Source organism: Stenotrophomonas sp. WHRI 8082, assembly GCF_040223995.2.
Taxonomy (GTDB): domain Bacteria; phylum Pseudomonadota; class Gammaproteobacteria; order Xanthomonadales; family Xanthomonadaceae; genus Stenotrophomonas.
Map to the genome: position 1 here is coordinate 1564805 of NZ_CP167826.1, position 21514 is coordinate 1586318.

The following is a 21514-nucleotide window of genomic DNA, read 5'->3' on the forward strand; positions in this document are numbered from 1 at the left end:
CGGGGTCAGCTTGCCAGCAGCGCCAGTTCCAGGCCTATCCAGGCAACGAAGGCAGCGAGCAGTACCCCGCCCTCAACGCGGCTGATGCGCAGGTCGCCGCGCAGCATCGGATACAGCACCAGAGCGAACGCCAGCACGGCGGGCAGTTCCAGACGCACGAAGGAAGCGGGCAGCGCGAGCGGCTGGATCACCGCCATCGCGCCGATCACCAGCAACAGGTTGACCACGCTCGAGCCCAGTACATGGCCCAGCACCATGTCGCCCTGGCCACGGCGCGCGGCCATCACCGCCGCCGCCACTTCCGGCAGCGCGGTGCCGATCGCCACCGGCAGCAGGCCGACCAGCAGCGGCGTCCAGCCCAGCGCTGTGCCGAAGTCCGCCGCAGCGCCGACCACCAGCCGGGCACCCCAGTACAGCGTCAGGGCGGCAAGCGCGAGGCGGATGACATTCAACAACAGGTTCGTGCGTGAGGCAGCGGAGTCGGCGATCGACGCCTGCACCTCCGGCGCCTCGCGCCGCCCCGCATGCAGCAGCCAGCCGAACGCCAGCCCGAAGGCTGCCAGCAGGATCGCGCCTTCCCAGCGTTGCAGCCCGCCGTCCAGGCCGAACACCAGCAGCAGCACCGCACCCAGCAGCAGGCACGTCCACGAACTGCGCAGCGCGCGTGCCCGCAGCAGCAACGGCATCGCCAGCGCTGCCACCGCGAGGGTCAGGCCCAGGTTGGCCAGCGTGCTGCCGACCGCATTGCCCAGCGCGAGCTCAGGCTGCCCCACCGTCAGCGCACGGGCGTTGACGGCGAGCTCCGGCACCGACGTCGCCAGCCCCAACAGCACCAGGCCGGCGGTGAAGGGCGACGCGCCGAAGCGCTGTGCCAGCCCGGATGCCGCCTTGACGACGGAATCGCCACCCAGCGCAAGCAGCAACAGGCCGAGCAGGAACCACGCAAGAGCGGCGGCAATCATGGGGCGATCCTTCGGCAGGCGATGACCGCGATTCTACGTCGGCATCAGGCCTTGTGGTGGCTACGCCGGCTGCGCCTTGAGAGAGATCAGCCGCAGCCTTCCACATAGTCGACCTGTGGCGACTTGCCCACGCGCCAAGCGCCCACCTTGCCATCCGCGGCCACCGTGAAGTCCATGATCGCCTGCCCTTCCTGTGCCGGCCGCACGCGCAGGTGCTGTGCCTGCGCGTCGTACTTGTCCGGGCCCACGTCGGCACGCTCGGGGTACAGCTGCTGCAGCTCACCCAGGGTCATGCCCACCCGGCCACCGCCCGGTGCCACGACTCCCGGGCCGCGCACGTCGTAGCGCACCAGCTTCTTGCTCTCGAACATCAGCCACGGGCCTTCCGCCGATTCCTTTTCCGGACGCAGGTAATGGCAATCGTCATCGGGCACCTCACCCTGCAGTGGCGCGCCGAAGCGGCCGCGCACTTCGTCTACCGTGGCGCCAAGGGCGATGGCGCCGTAGCCATCCAGGCGTGCCGGGCTGTCACTGCGCAGATCGACCGGCGACTTTGTCGCCATGTCCGCGTCGCTGGCCAGGTTGGCGTCGGTTCCGGACGAAGCCGCGGCTCCGGCAGTGGACGGCGCACCGGCCTGCGCGGTTTCCGGGGCCTTGCTGCAGGCGGAAAGTGACAGGGCCAGCAGGCCGGCGAGGGGCAGCATCTTCATGACGGTATCTCCGGGAAGGTAGTGGGCAGACGCTAACGCGGGCGATGTGCACACGCCGCATTGTCATCAGCGCTTAACCGCAACGGTTCAGGCTCGGCCTGCACCGCACTGACCGCCCGCCATGCTCCCGCGCAAGACAGACCAAGCCCGCACTGCATTACAGGCCCATCGGGCCCCGCTGGACATGCGCCAGAGGCGCCTGCTCATCCTCTGCGATGGCCAGCGCGACCTGGCCGCGCTGACCGCGTTGATCGGGCCAGAGACGCCAGCGATGGTGATCCAGCTGGTGCAGGCGGGCTATCTGCTCACCACGCCGGAGGCGACGCCGTCGGCAACAGGGCCGGCCACTGCTGCGGACGCGGGCGTGCCGATCAGCATCCCGCCGGCCAGTCCCGAGCGACGGCGGTCACTGGCCGCTGCGCGCATCTATCTGTTGGGCATCCTGGAGATGCAGCGTCATCCCCAGGCCGCCACGCTGCTCCGCGGTCTGCAGCTATCCCGCAGCGATGGTGACGTGGTTCTGGCCATGCAGTCGGCCCTGCTCGCGCTGCCCACGCTGACGTCAGTGGGTTATGCCGAACGCGTGCGCGAGCGCCTGCTGGAAGTCATGCCCACCGAGCACGGCAACCCGTTCGGTGCCGTGGCCGCTTAGCGGGGACGGCTTCAGCGGGTGCGGAAGTGGTTCCGCAGGCCGTTCCAGCACTGCTGGTAGTCGCCCTGCCGGTGGCCCGCAGCCACCGCCTGCTGGGTCGGCCGGATCACGCCGCGCGTCTCGAACATGAAAGCCATCGTGTCCTTGATCACGTCCGGCTTGGACAGATCCGCCACGGAGGCCTTGTCGAAGGTCGGCGCATCCGGTCCGTGGCCGCTCATGCAGTTGTGCAGCGACGCACCGCCCGGCACGAACCCTTCTGCCTTTGCATCGTAGGCGCCGTGCACCAGCCCCATGAACTCGCTGGCGACGTTGCGATGGAACCACGGCGGGCGGAACGTATGCTGCGCCACCAGCCAACGCGGCGGGAAGATCGCGAAATCCATGTTGCTGGTGCCGGGCGTATCGCTGGGCGAATGCAGCACCAGGAAGATCGAGGGATCCGGATGATCGAAGCTGATCGAACCGATGGTATTGAAACGCCGCAGGTCGTAGCGGTAGGGCGCGTAGTTGCCGTGCCAGGCCACTACATCCAACGGTGAATGATCGATCGGCGCACGCCACAGCTGACCATCGAATTTCGCCACCAGTTCGAAGTCACCGTCGATGTCCTCGAACGCCGCGTGCGGCGTCTCGAAGTCACGCGGATTGGCCAGTCCATTGGAGCCGATCGGCCCCAGGTCCGGCAGCTTCAGCAGCGCACCGAAGTTCTCGCACACATAGCCGCGCGCCTGCCCATCGGGCAGCTCCACGCGGAAGCGGATGCCGCGAGGAACCACCGCGATCTGCTGCGGTTCGACCTCCACCACGCCCAGCTCGGTCAGCAGGCGCAGGCGACCGAGCTGCGGCACGATCAGCAGCTCGCCGTCGGCGTTGTAGAAGTAACGACCTTGCATGTCGCGGTTGGCGGCATACAGGTGGATCGCCACGCCCGCGTGTGCGTCCGGCCCGCCGTTGCCGCCCATCGTGTACAGCCCTTCGATGAAATCGGTAGGCGTTTCAGGCATCGGCAGCGGGCTCCAGCGCAGCTGGCCCGGCGCAGCGGCCAGTCCGTGGAAGCTGCCCTGCACCTGCGGCTGCGCGAACGCGGTGAACTCACCGTGGGTGACGGCAGGACGGATCCGATACAACCAACTGCGCCGATTGGCGCCACGCGGCGCAGTGAACGCCGTGCCGGACAACTGCTCCGCGTACAGACCGTGGGCGACGGTCTGCGGCGCATTCTGTCCAACCGGCAGCGCGCCTTCCAAGGCCTCACTGGCGAACTCGTTGCCGAATCCCGTCTGGTAGCCGCGTGCCTGCATCGTGTTGGTCATCTGGAGCGTCCTGTTGTGTACCGGCCAGTGGCCGGCACGTACCCTTGCCGGAACCGACCTTACAGTACGCCGCGGCGCATCTGGTCGCGCTCGATGCTTTCGAACAGTGCCGTGAAGTTGCCTTCGCCGAACCCTTCATTGCCCTTGCGCTGGATGATCTCGAAGAAGATCGGCCCGATGCTGTTCAAGGTGAAGATCTGCAGCAGCTTGCGCTGGTGGGTTTCCGGGTCGGCATCGATCAGGATCTTGTTCTTCGCCAACCGGGCAACGTCCTCGCCGTGGCCGGGGACACGTTGGTCGATCACGTCGAAGTAGGTGTCCGGCGTATCCAGGAACTGCACACCCTGTTCGCGCATCGCTTCCACGGTTGCGTAGATGTCGTCGGTGAAACAGGCGATATGCTGGATGCCCTCGCCCTTGTAGGCGTCGAGGTATTCGTTGATCTGGCTCTTCGGATCGGACGATTCATTCAGCGGAATGCGCACGATGCCATCGGGCGCGGTCATCGCCTTGGACACCAGGCCGGTCTTCAGGCCCTTGATGTCGAAGTAGCGGATCTCGCGGAAGTTGAACAGCCGCTCGTAGTAGTCCGACCACTGCTGCATGTTGCCGAAATACAGGTTGTGGGTCAGGTGGTCGATGAAGGTCAGGCCGAAGCCAACGGGCGCCGGATCGGCGCCTTCCACCGGCGCGTAATCGTCGCCGTAAATACTGCCGGACGTGCCATAGCGGTCAACCAGATACAGCATGCAATCGCCGATGCCCTTGATCACCGGCGCGTCCACCGCCTTGGACTCCGGCTTGAACGCGATCGCTTCAGCACCGTTGCCCAATGCGGTCTGGAAGACCTCGTCACCCGGCTTCTGGAAGCGGATGGCGAAACCGCAGGCGCACGGGCCGTGCTTGTCGGCGAAATCGGCGGCGAACGAATCCGGGTCTTCGTTGACCAGGAAGTTCACCCCGCCCTGGCGATAGACCGTGATCGGGCGCGCCTTGTGCTTCAGCACGGCGGTGAAGCCCATGCTGCGGAAGTAGGCGTGCAGCTCCTCGCCACGGCCAGCAGGGGCGGCGAATTCGACGAACTCGAAGCCATCGATGCCCATCGGATTTTCGAACGTGGTCACCTGCATGCCGAGATTGGGGTGCGAGGCGGTCTGGACGGTGGTATTCATGGCATAAGCTCCGAAACTTTTCCGCAACAAACCAGGTGCGGTCGACAGAGGGACCCGCGACAATGCGGGGTCAGCATTCCCTTTATAGTTACACCTGAAACCACCAGCAAGGTGCACCGCAACATGAGTCCAGTCGATACCGCCTCTACCAGCGTGCGCGCCTCGCACGTCCTGCTCGATCTGGAGCAGTTCCTGCCGTACCGGCTGAGCGTGCTCTCCAACCGGGTCAGCGGCAACATCGCCAAGCTCTACGGCGACCGTTACGGCCTGGCGATCCCGGAATGGCGGGTGATCACCATCCTGGCCCTGTACCCGGGCTCATCGGCGAGCGAAGTGTCCGAGCGCACGGCGATGGACAAGGTCGCGGTGAGCCGCGCCGTGGCACGTCTGTTGGAGCGCGGCTTCATCAAGCGCGAAACCCACGGCGACGACCGCCGCCGCTCCGTGTTGGCGCTGTCGGCGGCTGGCTTCGAGGTGTACGAGACCATCGCGCCGCTGGTGATTGAAACCACCCGCAAGCTGATGTCCGTGCTCAGCGAAGACGAAGAGCAGCTGTTGGAAACGCTGATCCTGCGCCTGGCCGGCGAAGGCCTGCAGCGCATGGGCGAATAGCAGGAAAGCGCCCGCGACCCCGATCCTGCCGCAGCTGATGCACCCCGCCGCCGAGCACGGCTCGGCGCTACCGGTGGGCCCACGCGCTTCGGTAGAGCCGGCTTCAGCCGGCTGCGGTGAGCCAAGGCAGCCGACTGAAGTCGGCTCTACCCTCGGCTCTACCCCTCGGCTCTCAGCTGAGATGCTTGCGGCGGGCGTAGACCCACGGTGCGGCCAGGGCGCCGATGGCCCCGGCGGCGAAGCCGAGCGATGCCGCCACGGTGGCCGCTTCAATGGCGCCCGGCAGCGCCAGCGCGGCGGTCACCAGCAGTACCGACGGCAGGCCGACAAACGCCGCCAGGAAGAAGCGCCAGCGCGGCATCCATGTACCCAACTGCAGCAGGCTGACCGGCTGCCAGGCTTCGCCGCTCGCGTCTTCCGCCATCCTGCGTGCCAGTTTGGGCAGGTCCACTTCCGGCGCGATCCGGCCCTGCCCGGCCAACGCCAACGCACCGGCCACTTCGCCCGCCGCCGGGTAGCTGGCCGGCCACGGCACCGGCGCCGACACGCCATAGGCGGTCAGCAGCGGCACGCTGAGCCATGGCGCCGGCAGCGCGCGCAGGCGACGACGGCCGTGCACGCACCACAGCTGCAGCTGGCCATGGGCGGTGGCGGAATACAGCGACAGCTCCTCGGCCGGAGGGTAATCCAACATGCTCGTGCGCGCGGCCAGCGTCTCCACGCCCATCGCACGCAGGAAGCCCGGGCGGCTGCGTCCTTCCTGCATCCAGCCCAGCCCCAGTGCGCCAACCAGATAGGCCTCGGCGTGATCCTTGCTACCGGCCATCGCGCGTTCGTCGCTGGCCAGGAACCACGCCAGCGACTGTGGCTCGGCCACGTCCGCTTTGCTCCAGCGCCCACTGTCACCCAGCACGTGGCGCAGCGGCAGGCGGACGGGCGCGGTCTGGCCGCGCTCGGCCGTGCGCAGGAACGGCAATACGCTCTGCACGAAGCTGCCGATATCCAGCGCACGCGCACCCGGGCCCATCCACTCCGCCGGCAACAGGCCGGCCAGCTTCGGATCGCGCGCCAGCAGGTCCAGCTGTGCTTTCTGTTCCACCAGCTTCTGCACCGCCGCAGCCAGCACGGTGTTGTCCGGCAGCCCGATGATCGGCAGCGTGTGCACGGCCGTCGCGGCGGCAGACACCGCCGCGTCGCCCACGCTGTCATCCATCAGCACCGCCACCGGCGGCAAGCCCACGGTGTCGGCGGGGGGATGGTCAAGAAGGTCGCTGTGCATCGGCCGCTCCGGTCGCGCGCCACGATCAGCGTGGCGTCGGTACCTTGCCGTTAGCGGCGGCCGCGAGGTGAAGTTGAGTCCGGCACCCGCGCGATCAGCGCGGCGCCCATTCCTTCATGAAGGCGAGGAACTTCGCCCGGTCGTAGCTCTTGCCCTGCTCCAGCTCGCCGGTGAACTGCGAATGCAGCAGGCCGCCTTCGGCATCCAGCACGAACAGATGCGGGTAGCCCTTCACTTCCGGGTACTGCGACAGGAAGACCTTGTTCTCGTTGTCTTCACTGTAGTTGACCTTCATCCAGATGTAGTTCGCATCACGCAGGCGGCGCACTTCCGCATCGCCTTCGACGAACCTGTCGAGGATGTGGCACCACGGGCACCATTCACCGCCCACGTCCAGGATGATGCGCTTGTTGCCGCGCTGTGCTTCGACCTTCGCCATTTCCAGGTCGGTGGCCGGGTCACGGGCCGGATCGAATGCGGCATTCAGCGCCGCGATGGCGGCGATATCCGCCGCCGCCGGGCTGTTGCCCGAGGACACCGGCACGCTGGGATCAGCGGCCGGTGTCCCGGTGGGGCGCGTATCAAGCGGTTGCGCGGGCGCCTGGCTGGCCTCCGGAGTGGGCTGCGAGCACGCGGCCAATGCAGCGGCCAGCAGCCCCATGGATATCCAACCTGTTGTCCTGCGCATGCGCTTTCCTCTTACTTGACGCCGTGCATCAGCTTCTGGATCAGCGGTGCCACCAGGAACAGCAGCACGCCCGAGCCCACCAACGCGTAGAAACCAAAGGTATACCCGGCATGCGCGGATTGCACGGTCATGCCACCTTCGCCGCTGACCCGCCCGGCGAAGATGCCCGCCAGATTGTTGCCAATGGCGATGGACAGGAACCAGCAACCCATCGCCATGCCGCCCAGGCGTGCCGGGGCAAGCTTGGTGGTCATCGACAGGCCGATCGGCGACAGGCACAGCTCACCCACGGACTGGATGACATACACCATGAACAGCGTCCAGAACGGGATCTTGCCCGCGCCGTCGACCATGCTCGACAGGGCCACCATCAGCAGCAGGAAGGCCAGGCCGTTGAACACCAGGCCCAGGCCGAACTTGCGCGGGATGGACGGATTGGCGCGGCCCATCTTCACCCACATCCACGCCAGCAGCGGGGCCAGGGTGATGATGGCGATGGAGTTGACCGACTGGAACCACTCCAGCGGGAAGGTCCAGTCACCAAACTGACGGTCGACGATGCGATCGGCCAGGAAGGTGAACGAGCTGCCGGCCTGTTCGAAGAACATCCAGAACAGGACGTTGAACATGAAGATCACCAGCATCGCGATGACCTTGTCGCGCGCCACGGTGCCTGTGCGCACGCCTTCCACCAGCAGCATCACGGCCGGCACGACGAACAGCGCCATCAGCAGCATCTGCAGCGCCTGCGCGTCGATGGTCAGCAGGAAGTAGAACAGCGGCACGCCGATGATGGCGCCGACGATGGCGACCAGGCCGACGCGGCCATTGCTTTCCTGGCCCGGTGCCGGCGCGCCGATGCCCTTCAGCTGGCTGCGGCCCAGCCAGAACCACACCAGGCTCACCAGCATGCCCACGCCGGCGCAGATGAAGACGATCTGGTAATGCGGCATCGCGTCGGTGCCGAAGATCTCACGCGCCAGCCAGCCGGTGATCACCGGGGCGATCATCGCGCCCAGGTTGATGCCCATGTAGAAGATGGTGAAACCGGAGTCACGGCGGGCATCGCCCTGCAGGTAGAGCTTGCCGACCAGCGTGGAGATGATCGGCTTGAACAGACCATTGCCGACGATGATGGTGGCCAGGCCCAGCTTGAACAGCAGCTCGGTCGGCGAGGCCAGCATGAACAGGCCGACGGCCATGAACAAAGCGCCCAGCAGGATGGAGCGCTGGAACCCGATCAACTTGTCGGCGACATAGCCACCGAAGATCGCGCCTGCGTAGACCAGGGCTAGGTAGGCACCGTAGAGCTCGCTGGCGGGCCGTTCACCGGTGGCATCGCCGCCGTGGAACTGGGCCACGATGTACAACACCATCGCCCAACGGATGCCGTAGAACGCAAAGCGCTCCCAGAACTCGGCCATGAACAGCATCCACAACGGACGCGGGTGGCCTAGCAGTGTCTTGAACTCCGGCACAGCCGGTTCGGGGGTATTCGCAGTGGCGTTCAGGCTCATGCGGGATTCCTGGTTCGGTGGATGACAGACACGTCCCTGTGCCGGCGTAACGCGCGAGCATCACCGACTTCTGGCGTTCACGTCAAATACACGCTTATCGCAACAACAGGCCGCGTGCTCGCTGAACTTGCAAATGCAACGAATTCAGCTTCCTGACAAGGAAGCTGAACCGGCAGCAGACGCATTCGCCCCGATTGCCGGCCACTACACACGACACGCCTATGTCGGTTATCGATCATCGATCACTACGCGTCCTTACCAATTGACTTCCGCACATCTGCGCAAAGACACCCCGGCAGGGTCCGCGTAGCGTCAGGAACGACGCTGATTGCTGAGTGCGGCTCAGGGTCACCTCATCCTACTTATCTGGACTTTCCATGAAGCGATTGACCCTGTTACTGGTCATGGCGCCCCTGCTGATGGGAGCCTCCGCGTCCGCCACTCCCTTGAAATGGACTTCCTGCCCGGACGATATTTCAAGCAGCTTCCCCCTTCTTGGCGATCGACTGGAGTGTTCACAAACCCAGGCCCCGCTGGATCATGGGGGATCAGTGCCCGGCACGCTGACACTCGACCTGCTCCGCGTGCGCGCCGCCCATCCGGCCGAGCGACGCGGCGTGCTGATGGTGAACCCCGGGGGTCCAGGACTGGGCGCCATGTTCTTCACCGCCAGCTTGCCCGCCAACTGGGAGGCTGAGGCAGCTGGGGCGAGCGACAAGCACCGGATCTCCGAGCGCCACGACCTTATCGCGGTACAGCCCCGCGGGCTGAGCTCAGGGAGCGAACTGCGCTGTAGATCCTCGGCAGTGCTGAAACCCTACGGCCGGATTACCGATGACCGTTCAAGCGCAAATCTGATCGCCATCAATGAGAATGCCGCCGTCATCGCCGCTGGATGCAGCGCCCACCCTTGGTCGCGATTCATTACCACCGAGCAGACCGCACGTGACATGGATCTGGTGCGAACTCAGCTGGGTGAGGAAAAAATCAATTACTGGGGCGTGTCCTACGGCACCGAACTGGGCGCATGGTATGGCCTCCTGTTCCCCGACCACGTTGATCGGATGATTCTGGATTCCAACGTCGACTGGACCAAGGGCATCCAGTACACCGCCATTCCCAAATCAGACAGCCGCCAGGTGATCTACCAGCGTTTTCTGGTCGAGCGCGCTATTGCCCAGCCCGCGGTGTATGGACTGGGCACGGATGGGCAGGCAATCGATGACCTGTTTGCCGATCTGGAGCCGGTTTTCCGCGACACCGTCAGGTACAGCCTTGGCAGCGTCGAGTCATTGATGGCCGCGCGCATGCTTCAATCCTGGCTGCGCGAATCGCCAGACATGGACGCAAAGGCGCTGGATGAACGCATCGCGGGCCATCACTTCAGCGATGATCCCGATGTCGACGCAGCTGCTCGACGTTCCGCGCAGTATGCGGCGGTCGACTGGTTCAGTGCTCCGGAATCGCCGGGCCCACTCAACCTGGATCCCACCTATTCCGTCCAATACACCGTTCTGTGCAACAGCGCGGAAGGCATTCAGCCGCCATCGTTCTGGGACGATATGGGGGATCGTCAAGCGCGCGAAAACCCGGTCGGCGGCAGCACGGAAAGCCATCAACCCTGTGCGTACTGGCCGGTTTCAGTACCCGCAAGACCCGACATGGCAGCTTTGGATGCAGTACGGAACCTGATGGTGCTGCAGATGGAGTTCGATGCATTCACCCCGCGCGCAACCGCATTCAATGCGTTCACGTCCATTCCCTCCGCATCCATCGTCTACGCCGCTGGACTGAAAGGCCACGGCATGATCTACAACGGCGTTTCATCGTGCGTTGATCGGGTGACCTCCGCGTTCATGGCCGACGGCATCCGACCCGGACGCCTGCACGTCTGCGAGCATGCGCCCGCGGCCGTGCAGTCGACCACGGACAAACTGCGCCAGATCGAAGCCCGCGCGCATCAAGTGCGGGGGGAACGGCGCATGCCTGCGGACAGCTGACACCGCATCCAGACACCGCGCTGGAGCTCACCCCTCCAGCGTGGTCCGCACCTGGAACAGCTCCGGGAAGAACGTGAGCTCCAGCGCCTTGGCCAGGAACCCGACGCCGGACGACCCCCCGGTGCCGCGCTTGAACCCGATCACCCGCATCACGGTGCGCATATGGCGGAAGCGCCACAGCTGGAAGGCGGTCTCCAGATCCACCAGGTCTTCGCACAGCGCGTACTCGCGCCAGTACCGATCGGTGTTCTGGTAGATGCGCTCGAACACCGGGTGCAGTGCATCGTCGGCCACGTGCGGTTGGCTCCAGTCACGCTGCAGGTACTGCGCCGGGATGTCATGACCGAAGCGGGAAAGATACTGCAGGAATTCCTCATACAGGCTGGGGGCCTCCAGCGTCTCGCGCAGGCGCTGCTGGCCGGCCACGTCATGCTCGAACACCTTCAGCATCTGCGCGTTCTTGTTGCCGAGCAGGAACTCGATGTAGCGGTACTGCAATGACTGGAAGCCCGAAGACGGCCCCAGCACGTCGCGGAACCCCATGTACTCGGAGGGTGTCAGCGTTTCCAGCACCGACCACTGCTCGGTCAGCTGGCGCAGCACCAGCTTGCTGCGCGCGAGCACCTTCTGGCACTGCCAGACCTGGTCGCGCTGCAGGAAGCTGATCGCCGCCCGCAATTCGTGCGCCAGCAGCTTCAGCCACAGCTCCGAGGTCTGGTGCTGGATGATGAACAGCATCTCGTCGTGATGCGGCGGGCTGGACAGCGGCTGCTGCGCCGCCAGCAGCTGGTCCAGCCGAAGGTAGCCGCCGTAGGTCAGCCGATCCTGCAGATCCGTATGGATACCGGCTTCGAGATCGCGTTGGTTGTTATCGACGGACATGGGGGCAGGACCGGTCAAAGGCCGCAAAGCGTAGCAGGGCGCGGGCAAGGGACGAGCAACACCAGCGCACCCGATCCATTCCCAGGTGATCGCCCCCGTTGCGTGGAACGTGAAATACAGCGCACTGGCGCGTGGAACCGATTCCTACCTGTGCCACTGACCGCGCCGGAGGGGTATTGTGGTGCTGTGCAGCATCGGCTGAATACGTTGCTGTTGCTGGCGTTCTGCGCACGGACACGCGCACTGAACGGGCAAACTCTTGCTGCGCCGCAGGACAGCTTTTTCCTATGCCGTCCTTAACATGGCAATTCATATCATTTGTAACTTCCTGTCGAAGGTGTCGTCCGCAATGACAGTTGCTGCTGAGTTCAAGATCGAATATCTCCAATACCTGGACGCGGACGGGAAGCTCGTCCGTGATGACCTGCCCGCTTCCCTGCGGGATCCCAAGGTGCTGGTCCCGCTGTTCAAGCAGATGCTCTATGTGCGCGTCTTCGACAGCAAGTCCATCGCCCTGCAGCGCACCGGCAAGCTGGGCACCTACGCCGCCTGCCTGGGCCACGAAGCGGCGCATGTGGGCATCGGCGCGGCCATGGCGGTGGGCGATGTGTTCGCGCCCAGTTACCGCGAATACGGCGCGATGTTCATGCGCGGCGTGCGCCCGTACGACGTGCTGATGTACTGGGGCGGCGACGAGCGTGGCAACGACTACGGTGGCAATGCGGCCAAGGACTTCCCGTTCTGCGTGCCGATCTCCACCCAGTGCCTGCATGCGGCTGGTGCTGCGTTGAAGTTCAAGCTCAACGACGAAAAGCAGGTCGCCGTGGCCGTCTGTGGCGACGGTGGCAGCTCCAAGACCGACTTCTATGCCGCACTGAATTCCGCCGGTGCCTACAAGCTCCCGCTGATCCTGTGCATCGTCAACAACGGCTGGGCCATCTCCGTTCCGCGCTCGGCGCAGACCGGTGCCGAAACGCTGGCGCAGAAGGGCCTGGCCGGTGGCCTGCACTGCCTGCAGGTGGACGGCAACGACCTGATCGCCGTGCTGGCCGCCATGGAGCAGGCGCGCGAACGCGGCCTGTCCGGCAATGGCGGCACCGTGCTGGAATTGATGACCTATCGCCTGTCCGACCACACCACCGCCGACGACGCACGCCGCTACCGCGACGATGCCGAAGTGAAGGATGCCTGGTTGCTGGAGCCGATGCTGCGCCTGCGCAAGTACCTGACCGCGCAGGGCGTCTGGAGCGAAGCCGAAGAAAAGGCGTGGATCGAGGAGTGCGGGACGCGCGTGGACGAGGACGTGAACCAGTACCTCAACACGCCGGTGCAGCCGGTCGAGGCGATGTTCGACTTCCTGTACGCCGATCCGCCGCCGGACCTGCTGGCCCAGCGCGCTGCTGCCATCGCCCTGGAGCAGCGTCATGGATGAGATCAAGCACGGCGCTCCTGCGTCCCGCACCAATGCCGCCGACAGCGCTGCTGTCGCCGGTGGAGACACGGTCATGACCACTACGCCCATCACCCTGATCGAAGCCATCACCCAGGCATTGGCCTGGGAGCTGGAGCACGACAAATCGGTGCTGGTGCTGGGTGAGGACGTCGGCGTCAACGGCGGCGTGTTCCGCGCCACCGCCGGCCTGCAGCAGCGCTTCGGCGCCAACCGCATCCTTGATACCCCGCTGGATGAAACCACCATCGCCGGCCTGACCATCGGCCTGGCCGCACAAGGCATGAAGCCGGTGGCCGAAGCGCAGTTCGACGGCTTCATGTACCCGATGGTCGACCACATCATCTGCCATGCCGCGCGCCTGCGTACTCGTACGCGTGGCCGCCTGCACTGCCCGATGGTGCTGCGCGTGCCGTGGGGCGGTGGCATCCGTGCACCGGAACACCACAGCGAAGCCAACGAATCCATCTTCACCAACGTGCCGGGGCTGCGCGTGGTGCTGCCGTCCTCGCCGCAGCGTGCCTATGGCCTGCTGCTGGCCGCGATCCGCGAGCCGGATCCGGTGATCTACATGGAGCCCAAGCGCATCTACCGCCAGTACAAGGAAGTGGTGGTCAACGATGGCGAGGCGCTGCCGCTGGATGTGTGCTTTGTGCTGCGCGACGGTACCGACGTGACCCTGGTGACCTGGGGCGCGCAGGTGAAGGAAGCCCTGGAAGCGGCTGACAAGCTGGCCGGTGAGGGCATCAGTGCCGAAGTCATCGACGTCGCCACGCTGCGTCCGCTGGACTTCGCCACCATCGCCGAATCGGTCGCCAAGACCGGTCGCTGCGTGATCGTGCAGGAGGCGCCGAAGACGGCGGGCTTCGGTGCGGAGATCGCCGCGCGCCTGGCCGAGGAATCGCTGTACGACCTGCTGGCCCCGGTGGAGCGCGTGACCGGCTATGACACGCACATTCCGCTGTTCCGCCTGGAAATGAAGTACCTGCCCAGCGTGGAGCGGATCGTGACGGCCGCCAAGCGCGCCATTGCGGCAGGCTGATATGTGGGCCCGCTTGCTTGGCCCGTATCGCAGCCAGTATCCCAACCCGCTCCGGTTCCACACCGGCCAGATCGTCGAAGTCGGTGTACGTGACGAAGAATGGCCGGCCTTTGCCTGGGTGCGCACCACGGATGGGCGCGCCGGCTGGGCACCGGTCGCGTGGTTGCAGCGGCTTGATGAGGGCCGCGCGGAAGCCCTGCGCGACTACGATGCGCGCGAGCTGGATGTGGAAAACGGCGAGATGGTACGGCTACATCACGAACATGGGGGCTGGTGGTGGTCCGAGCGCGCAAACGGCGCGACGGGCTGGCTGCCGGCCCGCGAACTGGAACTGCTGGAAGAGAACTGCACATGAGCCAGACCAAGAATTTCAACCTGCCCGACCTGGGCGAAGGCCTGCCGGACGCAACCATCGTGGAATGGTTCGTCAAGGAAGGCGACACGATCAAGCTGGACGAGCCGCTGGTATCGATGGAAACCGCCAAGGCCGTGGTCGAGGTGCCTTCGCCCGTCTCCGGCAAGATCCTGAAGCTGTCCGGAGCGGCGGGCGACATCATCCCGACCGGTGCCGTGCTGGCCAGTTTCGAGATCGACCCCAACATGCCGCAGCGTGCCGATGGCCAGGACACCGGCCACAGCCATGGCCATGCCGCACCCGCAGCACCGTCGCCCACGCCGAGCACCGGCCAGCCCGCTCCGGCACAGCCGGACAAGGTGGTGGCCTCTGACGAGGGGGGTGAGATCAAGGAAGGTGGCGAGCGCGATGACGCCGGCACCGTGGTGGGCGCGATGCAGAGCTCCAACACCGTGCACGCCGAACAGGCGGTGGCCGTAGGCGGGGTCAAGGCCGTACCCGCGGTGCGGGCCATGGCGCGCAAGCTGGGTGTCGACCTGTCGCGCGTGCGTGCCAGTGGCACCGACAACGCAGTGACGATGGCGGACGTGAAGCAGGCGGCCGCTGATGGCAGTGCCAAGGTCGGATCGGCACCTGCGCCGGCTGCCATGCAGGCGATGGCCGCACCGGCCCCGGCCCGCGTGGAAAGCCAGCGCGCGCCGATGTCCGCCGCCGGCAAGCCGATGCGCACCCAGCCGCCGGGCGTGGTCGCCAAGGGCCAGCCGGAGCAGCTGAAGGGCGTGCGTCGGAACATGGCCCGTGTCATGGCCGACGCGCACAGCAAGGTCGTGCCGACGACGCTGAACGACGACGCCGACATCCATGCCTGGCAGCCGGGCACCGACATGACCGGCCGCCTGGTGCGGGCGATCGTGGTGGCCTGCCAGAAGGTGCCGGCGCTCAACGCCTGGTTCGATGGCGAGGCGCTGACCCGCACCCTGCATGCGCACGTGGACGTGGGCATCGCGGTGGACACCGATGACGGCCTGTTCGTGCCGGCCCTGCGCAACGCGGACATGCTGGACGCACGTGGCATCCGCGAGGGCGTCAACCGCCTTCGCGAGCAGGTGGAAGGGCGCTCGATCGCCGCCTCCGAACTGAGCGGCTACACGATCTCGCTGTCCAACTTCGGCATGTTCGCCGGTCGCTACGCCACCCCGGTGGTCGTGCCGCCGTGCGTGGCGATCGTGGCCGCCGGTCGCGCCCGCCACCAGATGACCCCGGTGATGGGCGGCGTGGAAGCGCACAAGGTGATCCCGCTGTCGGTGACCTTCGACCACCGCGCCGCCACCGGCGGTGAGGCGGCACGCTTCCTGCGCACCATGATGGACGATCTGGCCCTGGCCAACTGATCCGGTAGGGACGGCCGAGGGCCGTCAGCGAAACCCGGAAGGCGTAGCGGGCAGGTTCCTTTGCAGGGCAAGGGAACCTGCCCCAACCAAGCCCCCCCGCTTGTCCGGTAGTGACGGCCGCAGGCCGTCAGCGAAACACTCGTGGGCTCAGCCCGCGAGGTCCCGCGCAGCCACCACCTGTTCGCCCGGCCGCGGCACCAACGCCGCTTCCACCAGCGTCGCTGCGATCTTCTCCGCCGGATTGATCCGCCAACCGCGCGGCAGCACCGGACCCAGCAGGCCCAGCACCTTCGATGCCAGATGTTCCCCTGTGCGCTTCTGCGCGCGCTCGCCGCCGATCAGCCCCGGCCTCACCAGGGTCAGCGAATCAAAGCCCAGCTCACGCAGATCCTGCTCCAGATCGCCCTTGACCCGGTTGTAGAAGAACCGCGAGCCCGCATCCGCACCCGCCGCCGAATTGAGCACGAACGTGGCAGCGCCATGCGCGTGCGCCTGGCCGGCAAAAGTGAGCGGGTAGTCATGGTCGATGCGCCGGAAGGCCTCGCGGCTGCCGGCCTGGGCCAACGTGCTGCCCAGCGCGCAGACCACCGCATCCACCGCCCACCACGGCGCGGTACCGGGCAGCTGCTCGAAATCCAGCACCGGGTTGTCCAGCTTTGCCGCGCTCATTGGCAGCGGGCGTCGCGTGGGCGCGATCAGCGCCGTGCAGCGCGTATCCTCCAGCAGAATCTGCAGCGCCTGGCCACCCACCAGACCCGTTGCTCCCAGCAGCATCACCCGCATCGTCCTCTCCCATGGCGCGTTGCTGCCATCGTGAGGGCTGGACAGGTATAAAGCCAACGTCGACCGCGCCGATATGCTGTCACCAGCCCCCACCTCCCCACGGATCACAGCATGACGGACCGCCCTGTACCACGCCCTGCCGCCGGCACCCAGCTCGGGCCGCTGGCGCATGTGCGTGCCGCACCGGCAACGTCCGATGCGGGCCCGCGCCACGTCGATGGGCGGACGCTGCAGCAGATCTTCATCGGCGCAGAGCAGCCAGAGACGCTGCTGGCGGCGTTCGCCGACGGCATGGCGACCCTTCCCGGCGAGCTGGGCGACATGGGCGACCGCCTGCAATCGGCGCAGGCCGGCGCGGACTGGCCACGCTATGGCCGGGCGATGCGCCAGCTGATCGACAAATACATCCGCACCATCGAACAGCATTCCCCGGCCGGCCAGCCCGACAGCGAGCGCCTGCGCGAGCAGCTGCGCCACGTGCTGGGCATCACCGTGGCCAGCCTGCTGCAGCACGACCCGCAGTTGCGCGAGCAGGCCATCACCCAGGCCGCCGCATGGAAGCAGTGGCAGCCTGGGCAGCCGCTGGATGGACTGGAAAACAACCTGCGCGAGCTGGGCCACCAGATCGGCGTGCGCAGCGAGGCGTGGCAGGAACGCGACGAACTGCTGTTGGGCCTGTTTGACCTGCTGCTGGAGAACATCAGTGAGCTGCTGGACGACGGCGCGTGGCTGCACGGACAGATCGATGCGGTGCGCCAGCTGCTGGCCGGGCCCTTGGATACGTCGGCCGTCGAACGCACCCGCGCCGAGCTGCGCCAAGTGATCTACAAACAGGGCCTGCTCAAGCAGGGCATCACCGATTCCAAGGCAGCCATGCGCGGGCTGATGGGCGATTTCGTGCAGCAGCTTGATGGCATGGCCAACAGCACCGGCGAGTATCATGATCGCATCAGCAGCTACGCGTTGGCCCTGCGCGAGGCGCGCAGCATCGCCGATCTCAACCAGCTGCTGCAGGGCGTGCTGCACGACACCGGCCGCGTGCAGCAGCAGGCCGCGCAGGCCCGTGATCATCTGGCCAATGCGCGGCTGGAAGTGGAAGTGGCCGAACAGCGCATCGCCCAGCTGGAGAATGATCTGCGGGAAGTGACCGATCTGGTCCGCACAGATCCCCTGACGGGAGCACTCAACCGGCGCGGCCTGGACGACCTGCTGCAATCCGAACTCGCCCGCTCATCGCGGGGCGGTAGCGCGCTGTCGGTGGCGGTGATCGACCTGGACGAGTTCGGCCAGACCAATTCCCAGTACGGTCACGCAGGCGGGGACGCGGTGCTTCGCCATTTCGTCAGTGTCTGCCAGTTGCTGCTGCGGGCCAGTGACAGCGTGGCGCGGCTGGGCGGCGACGAGTTCGTGTTGGTGATGCCCGATACCCCCGGGGCCGACAGCATGTCCACCCTGCAGCGCCTGCAGCGTTCGCTGGCGCAGCGCGTGCTGCACGTGCAGGACCACCGCGTGCCGGTGCACTTCAGCGCCGGCCTGACGCAGTGGCAGCCGACCGACAGCGCCGAAACCCTGCTGCGACGCGCAGACGAGGCCCTGTACGCGGCCAAGCGCGAGGGCCGCAACCGCGTACAGGCCGGTTGACCCGGTAGTGACGGCCGCTTCTGGTAGTGACGGCCGCTGGCCGTCAGGATTCCCGCCATCGGTAGCGACGGCCGCTGGCCGTCAGGATTCCCGCCATCGGTAGCGACGGCCGCTGGCCGTCCGACTCTCAGTGTGCGGGCTTGCCGCGCAGCTTCTGCACCAGCATCACCGCTCCCAGCACCAGCGCACCGACCACCAGGCCCACGCCCACGTTCACCAGTGCATTGATCAGCCAGGCCCACTGGCCTTCGCCGCCATGCTCCAGCACCCAGTGGTGCAGCGGCGGCACGTTGTGCACCAGAATGCCTCCGCCGACCAGGAACATCGCGGCCGTACCGGCGATGGACAGGAACTTCATCAGCCAGGGGGCACCGGCCACCATGCCGCGTCCGAACGCGGCCACCGCACCGCCGTTCTTCGCCAGGTAGAGACCCGCGTCGTCGATCTTGACGATGCCGCCGACCAGTCCGTAGACGAACACCGTCATCGCCACGGCCACCACGCTCAGCGTCAGCACCTGCTGCATGAAGGCCGCGCCGGAAGACACCACCACGCCCAGGGTCAGCACGATCACCTCGGCCGACAGGATGAAATCGGTGCGGATCGCGCCCTTCACCTTGTCCTTCTCGAAAGCCACCATGTCCACCGTGTCGTCGGCCAGCGCCTGCCGATGCTCTGCCTGCTTCGCTTCGTCTTCCTCGGCCGGGTGCAGGAAGCGGTGTGCCAGCTTCTCCACGCCCTCGTAGCAGAGGAAGGCACCGCCCAGCATCATCAACGGCACGATCAGGGGCACGTTGTACCCGCGGGATTTCAACCACGCCTCCAAGGCGCTGATCGCCAAGGCGGCCGGCACCAGGATCAGCTTGTTGACGAACGAGCCCTTGGCCACCGCCCAGATCACCGGCAGTTCGCGGTTCGCGCTCATGCCCGTGACCTGCTGTGCATTGAGCGCCAGATCGTCACCCAGCACACCGGCGGTCTTCTTCGCGGCGACTTTGGTCAGGACCGCCACATCGTCCAGCAGCGTGGCGATGTCGTCGAGCAGGGTGAACAGGCTGGCACCGGCCATGGAGGGTCCATCATCAGAGGGGGAGGAAGAAGGCGGATTCTGACCTAAAAGGCGTGAATCCCAAAAGACACCACCGGATTCACCACTCCACCACCTTGCCCCCGCCACACTGGGCCTCCTGCACCATCGCGGAGTCCTGCTTGAACAACCCGCCTGCCGCGTCTGCCAACCCGCCGCTGATCACCGGCATGAACCGCCGCAGCCAGATCCTGCGGCTGTTGATGCGCTACCGCAATTCCGGCGTGTTCTCCGGCATGAACCTGGACGCTGCAGGCGCACCCGACGTGCCGCCGGACGGCAACCCGGAGCAGTTCGTCACCGACCTGGAATCCCTCGGCCCGACCTTCGTCAAGCTCGGGCAGATGCTGTCGACCCGGCCGGACATGGTGCCGGTGGAGTTCGCCACGGCGCTGGAGCGGATGCAGGAAAGCGTCGCGCCGATCCCGGTGGAGCGGATTCACGCCATCATCGAGAAAGAACTGGGCGCCACCGTCTCCACGTTGTTCGCCAGCTTCGATCCCGTTCCGCTGGGCTGCGCCTCCATTGCCCAGGTGCACCGTGCCACGCTGCGCGATGGCCGCGAAGTCGCTGTCAAAGTGCAGAAGCCCGAGGTCGCCGCGCAGCTGCGATCAGATCTGGAAGCGCTGCGCAGCTTTGCGCTGGCCGCCGACCACCTGACCCAGGTGGGGCGCCGTGTGCGCCTGCGCGACTGGTTGAACGAGTTCGCCAAGACCCTGATGCAGGAGCTGGATTACCAGGCAGAAGCAGAAAACCTGCAGCGCTTCGGCCAACACCTGCGACCGTTCAAGCCGCTGTGGGTCCCGCAGCCCATCTGGGACTACTGCAGCAACCGCGTGCTGACGATGCAGCTCGCCGACGGCGTGCGCGTGGACATGATCCCGGATATCCGGCGCACCGAATACTCGATGGACCCGCTGGCGGCTGCGCTGATCCGCGGCTACCTGGACCAGATTTTCGTGCACGGCGAAATCCACGCCGACCCGCATCCCGGCAACCTGCGCGTGACCCACGACGGCCGCTTGGCCATCTTCGACCTGGGCATGGTCGCGCATATGCCGCCGCGCCTGCGCGAGCGTCTGTTGAAGGTATTGTTCGCTGCGGTGGATGGCCGTGGCGAGGAAGTCGCCGACGAGATCATCGCGATCAGCACGCGGCTGGAATCGTTCGAAGAAGAACGCTACCTGCGCGAGACCGGCCAGATGATTGCGCGGTACGCCGCCAGCAATCACTACTCCGAAGGCCGCGTGGTGCTGGACATGGTGCGTATCGCCACCGCCAGCGGCCTGCGCACGCCGCCGGAACTGAGCCTGATCGGCAAGGCCCTGTTGAACCTGGAATCGGTGTGCCGCCTGCTGTCACCAACACTGGATACGCGACGCATCGTCGAGAAGCAGCTGCAGCACGTGATGCGCGCGCGGCTGAAGAAATCATTGTCGGCGGCCAACCTGGCCAGCGAAGCGATGGAAGTGCAGGAACTGCTGCGCGTTGGCCCCCGCAAGATGACCGACATCCTCGCATTGCTGGCTGAAAACCGGCTGCAGATGAAGGTGACGGGGCTGGAAGAATCGCGCCTGATGGAAAACCTGCAGAAGATCGCCAACCGCGTGTCGGCCGGCATCGTCACCGCCGCGCTGATCCTGGCGTCGGCGCTGATGATGAAGGTGGACAACGGCGTGCACCTGTTCGGCTACCCCGCGATCGCGATGATACTGATGTTGATCGGCGTGTTCCTCGGCCTGGGCATCATCACCAGCGCACTACTGTTCGACCGCCGCGCCCGCGCCCGCGAAGAACGCGGCCACCGGTAGAGCCAACGCGTAGAGCCGACTTCAGTCGGCTGCTGGCGCATTACGGTCGAAGCCAGCCGACTGAAGTCGGCTCTACCAATGCGCATCACACCACGCGCCATCGCGCGATTCACACGAACGCCACAAAGCTGACGATTTATCCACTTTTATCGTTTTCGGCAAAC

The 21514-nt window shown here is 66.1% G+C and carries 19 protein-coding genes; 9 read left to right on the top strand and 10 right to left on the bottom strand.

The window, feature by feature from the left end; all coding sequences use genetic code 11:
- Nucleotides 1-5: 5 nt before the first annotated feature.
- Together ABRP17_RS06905 and ABRP17_RS06910 are read right to left on the bottom strand one after the other, a co-directional pair.
- Nucleotides 6-962: a sodium:calcium antiporter gene (locus tag ABRP17_RS06905; RefSeq protein WP_349985787.1), complete on the bottom strand. Its 957-nt coding sequence runs from the start codon at nucleotides 960-962 to the stop codon at nucleotides 6-8.
- An 86-nt stretch (nucleotides 963-1048) separates the two neighbouring features.
- The gene (locus ABRP17_RS06910) at nucleotides 1049-1672 is read right to left on the bottom strand and encodes a hypothetical protein (protein ID WP_188325277.1); all 624 of its coding nucleotides are present in this window, start codon (nucleotides 1670-1672) and stop codon (nucleotides 1049-1051) included.
- Between the two features lie 121 nt (nucleotides 1673-1793).
- Between ABRP17_RS06910 and ABRP17_RS06915 the strand changes: the two genes are divergently transcribed.
- A complete protein-coding gene (locus ABRP17_RS06915) occupies nucleotides 1794-2324 on the top strand; it encodes a hypothetical protein (RefSeq protein WP_188325278.1) in 531 nt (176 codons plus the stop codon).
- 11 nt (nucleotides 2325-2335) lie between these two features.
- Here ABRP17_RS06915 and hmgA read toward each other — a convergent pair whose 3' ends face one another.
- Both hmgA and hppD read right to left on the bottom strand, forming a co-directional pair.
- Complete coding sequence (gene hmgA, locus ABRP17_RS06920; RefSeq protein WP_188325279.1) at nucleotides 2336-3640, bottom strand: homogentisate 1,2-dioxygenase; 1305 nt, start codon at nucleotides 3638-3640, stop codon at nucleotides 2336-2338.
- Between the two features lie 59 nt (nucleotides 3641-3699).
- On the bottom strand, nucleotides 3700-4812 hold the full coding sequence (gene hppD / locus ABRP17_RS06925; protein ID WP_188325280.1) for a 4-hydroxyphenylpyruvate dioxygenase: 1113 nt from the start codon (nucleotides 4810-4812) through the stop codon (nucleotides 3700-3702).
- Between the two features lie 123 nt (nucleotides 4813-4935).
- Here hppD and ABRP17_RS06930 point away from each other — a divergent pair, with 123 nt between their 5' ends.
- Nucleotides 4936-5424 carry a MarR family winged helix-turn-helix transcriptional regulator gene (locus ABRP17_RS06930; RefSeq protein ID WP_188325281.1) on the top strand — a complete coding sequence of 163 codons (489 nt, stop codon included), beginning with the start codon at nucleotides 4936-4938 and terminating at the stop codon, nucleotides 5422-5424.
- Nucleotides 5425-5596: 172 nt separating this feature from the next.
- Here the strand turns inward: ABRP17_RS06930 and ABRP17_RS06935 are convergent, their stop codons facing one another.
- The 3 genes from ABRP17_RS06935 to ABRP17_RS06945 all read right to left on the bottom strand — a co-directional run bounded on the left by ABRP17_RS06935 (nucleotide 5597) and on the right by ABRP17_RS06945 (nucleotide 8908).
- Entirely contained in the window at nucleotides 5597-6703 is a 1107-nt protein-coding gene (locus tag ABRP17_RS06935) for a hypothetical protein (protein WP_349985788.1), read from the bottom strand.
- A 94-nt stretch (nucleotides 6704-6797) separates the two neighbouring features.
- Nucleotides 6798-7391, bottom strand: coding sequence for a thioredoxin family protein (locus ABRP17_RS06940; RefSeq protein ID WP_188325282.1), 594 nt, complete (start codon nucleotides 7389-7391; stop codon nucleotides 6798-6800).
- An 11-nt stretch (nucleotides 7392-7402) separates the two neighbouring features.
- The gene (locus tag ABRP17_RS06945; RefSeq protein ID WP_188325283.1) at nucleotides 7403-8908 is read right to left on the bottom strand and encodes a peptide MFS transporter; all 1506 of its coding nucleotides are present in this window, start codon (nucleotides 8906-8908) and stop codon (nucleotides 7403-7405) included.
- A gap of 377 nt (nucleotides 8909-9285) precedes the next feature.
- Here ABRP17_RS06945 and ABRP17_RS06950 point away from each other — a divergent pair, with 377 nt between their 5' ends.
- Nucleotides 9286-10908: an alpha/beta hydrolase gene (locus ABRP17_RS06950; RefSeq protein ID WP_349985789.1), complete on the top strand. Its 1623-nt coding sequence runs from the start codon at nucleotides 9286-9288 to the stop codon at nucleotides 10906-10908.
- Nucleotides 10909-10935: 27 nt separating this feature from the next.
- On the opposite strand, the gene ABRP17_RS06955 is transcribed toward ABRP17_RS06950, so the two are convergent.
- The gene (locus ABRP17_RS06955) at nucleotides 10936-11790 is read right to left on the bottom strand and encodes a tryptophan 2,3-dioxygenase (RefSeq protein ID WP_188325285.1); all 855 of its coding nucleotides are present in this window, start codon (nucleotides 11788-11790) and stop codon (nucleotides 10936-10938) included.
- 349 nt (nucleotides 11791-12139) lie between these two features.
- Between ABRP17_RS06955 and pdhA the strand changes: the two genes are divergently transcribed.
- The 4 genes from pdhA (at nucleotide 12140) to ABRP17_RS06975 (ending at nucleotide 16028) form a co-directional block, all read left to right on the top strand.
- Nucleotides 12140-13222, top strand: a complete 1083-nt coding sequence (gene pdhA, locus ABRP17_RS06960) for a pyruvate dehydrogenase (acetyl-transferring) E1 component subunit alpha (protein ID WP_188325286.1) — start codon at nucleotides 12140-12142, stop codon at nucleotides 13220-13222.
- A gap of 73 nt (nucleotides 13223-13295) precedes the next feature.
- Nucleotides 13296-14282: an alpha-ketoacid dehydrogenase subunit beta gene (locus ABRP17_RS06965; protein ID WP_372486974.1), complete on the top strand. Its 987-nt coding sequence runs from the start codon at nucleotides 13296-13298 to the stop codon at nucleotides 14280-14282.
- A gap of 1 nt (nucleotide 14283) precedes the next feature.
- Complete coding sequence (locus ABRP17_RS06970) at nucleotides 14284-14637, top strand: SH3 domain-containing protein (protein ID WP_188325288.1); 354 nt, start codon at nucleotides 14284-14286, stop codon at nucleotides 14635-14637.
- Nucleotides 14634-16028 (top strand): dihydrolipoamide acetyltransferase family protein, encoded by a 1395-nt coding sequence (locus tag ABRP17_RS06975; RefSeq protein WP_192082566.1) that lies wholly within the window; start codon nucleotides 14634-14636, stop codon nucleotides 16026-16028. The genes ABRP17_RS06970 and ABRP17_RS06975 overlap by 4 nt, the downstream gene beginning before the upstream one ends.
- Before the next feature lie 147 nt (nucleotides 16029-16175).
- Here the strand turns inward: ABRP17_RS06975 and ABRP17_RS06980 are convergent, their stop codons facing one another.
- On the bottom strand, nucleotides 16176-16811 hold the full coding sequence (locus ABRP17_RS06980) for an NAD-dependent dehydratase (RefSeq protein ID WP_188325290.1): 636 nt from the start codon (nucleotides 16809-16811) through the stop codon (nucleotides 16176-16178).
- 111 nt (nucleotides 16812-16922) lie between these two features.
- Between ABRP17_RS06980 and ABRP17_RS06985 the strand changes: the two genes are divergently transcribed.
- On the top strand, nucleotides 16923-18452 hold the full coding sequence (locus ABRP17_RS06985) for a GGDEF domain-containing protein (protein ID WP_349985790.1): 1530 nt from the start codon (nucleotides 16923-16925) through the stop codon (nucleotides 18450-18452).
- Nucleotides 18453-18579: 127 nt separating this feature from the next.
- On the opposite strand, the gene ABRP17_RS06990 is transcribed toward ABRP17_RS06985, so the two are convergent.
- Nucleotides 18580-19521, bottom strand: a complete 942-nt coding sequence (locus ABRP17_RS06990) for a DUF808 domain-containing protein (RefSeq protein WP_349985791.1) — start codon at nucleotides 19519-19521, stop codon at nucleotides 18580-18582.
- 188 nt (nucleotides 19522-19709) lie between these two features.
- On the opposite strand from ABRP17_RS06990, the gene ABRP17_RS06995 reads away from it, so the two are divergent.
- The gene (locus ABRP17_RS06995) at nucleotides 19710-21350 is read left to right on the top strand and encodes an AarF/UbiB family protein (RefSeq protein ID WP_349985793.1); all 1641 of its coding nucleotides are present in this window, start codon (nucleotides 19710-19712) and stop codon (nucleotides 21348-21350) included.
- Nucleotides 21351-21514: the final 164 nt, after the last annotated feature.

What these genes read in the sequence shown, in the direction of transcription:
- ABRP17_RS06975 (WP_192082566.1), top strand. Translation starts at nt 14,634, where the DNA reads ATGAGCCAGACCAAGAATTTCAACCTGCCCGACCTGGGCGAAGGCCTG.
- ABRP17_RS06940 (WP_188325282.1), bottom strand. Translation starts at nt 7,391, where the DNA reads ATGCGCAGGACAACAGGTTGGATATCCATGGGGCTGCTGGCCGCTGCA.
- hmgA (WP_188325279.1), bottom strand. Translation starts at nt 3,640, where the DNA reads ATGACCAACACGATGCAGGCACGCGGCTACCAGACGGGATTCGGCAAC.
- ABRP17_RS06905 (WP_349985787.1), bottom strand. Translation starts at nt 962, where the DNA reads ATGATTGCCGCCGCTCTTGCGTGGTTCCTGCTCGGCCTGTTGCTGCTT.
- ABRP17_RS06985 (WP_349985790.1), top strand. Translation starts at nt 16,923, where the DNA reads ATGACGGACCGCCCTGTACCACGCCCTGCCGCCGGCACCCAGCTCGGG.
- ABRP17_RS06915 (WP_188325278.1), top strand. Translation starts at nt 1,794, where the DNA reads ATGCTCCCGCGCAAGACAGACCAAGCCCGCACTGCATTACAGGCCCAT.
- ABRP17_RS06945 (WP_188325283.1), bottom strand. Translation starts at nt 8,908, where the DNA reads ATGAGCCTGAACGCCACTGCGAATACCCCCGAACCGGCTGTGCCGGAG.
- ABRP17_RS06950 (WP_349985789.1), top strand. Translation starts at nt 9,286, where the DNA reads ATGAAGCGATTGACCCTGTTACTGGTCATGGCGCCCCTGCTGATGGGA.
- pdhA (WP_188325286.1), top strand. Translation starts at nt 12,140, where the DNA reads ATGACAGTTGCTGCTGAGTTCAAGATCGAATATCTCCAATACCTGGAC.
- ABRP17_RS06935 (WP_349985788.1), bottom strand. Translation starts at nt 6,703, where the DNA reads ATGCACAGCGACCTTCTTGACCATCCCCCCGCCGACACCGTGGGCTTG.
- ABRP17_RS06910 (WP_188325277.1), bottom strand. Translation starts at nt 1,672, where the DNA reads ATGAAGATGCTGCCCCTCGCCGGCCTGCTGGCCCTGTCACTTTCCGCC.
- ABRP17_RS06930 (WP_188325281.1), top strand. Translation starts at nt 4,936, where the DNA reads ATGAGTCCAGTCGATACCGCCTCTACCAGCGTGCGCGCCTCGCACGTC.
- ABRP17_RS06965 (WP_372486974.1), top strand. Translation starts at nt 13,296, where the DNA reads ATGACCACTACGCCCATCACCCTGATCGAAGCCATCACCCAGGCATTG.
- hppD (WP_188325280.1), bottom strand. Translation starts at nt 4,812, where the DNA reads ATGAATACCACCGTCCAGACCGCCTCGCACCCCAATCTCGGCATGCAG.
- ABRP17_RS06995 (WP_349985793.1), top strand. Translation starts at nt 19,710, where the DNA reads ATGAACCGCCGCAGCCAGATCCTGCGGCTGTTGATGCGCTACCGCAAT.
- ABRP17_RS06990 (WP_349985791.1), bottom strand. Translation starts at nt 19,521, where the DNA reads ATGGCCGGTGCCAGCCTGTTCACCCTGCTCGACGACATCGCCACGCTG.
- ABRP17_RS06955 (WP_188325285.1), bottom strand. Translation starts at nt 11,790, where the DNA reads ATGTCCGTCGATAACAACCAACGCGATCTCGAAGCCGGTATCCATACG.
- ABRP17_RS06970 (WP_188325288.1), top strand. Translation starts at nt 14,284, where the DNA reads ATGTGGGCCCGCTTGCTTGGCCCGTATCGCAGCCAGTATCCCAACCCG.
- ABRP17_RS06980 (WP_188325290.1), bottom strand. Translation starts at nt 16,811, where the DNA reads ATGCGGGTGATGCTGCTGGGAGCAACGGGTCTGGTGGGTGGCCAGGCG.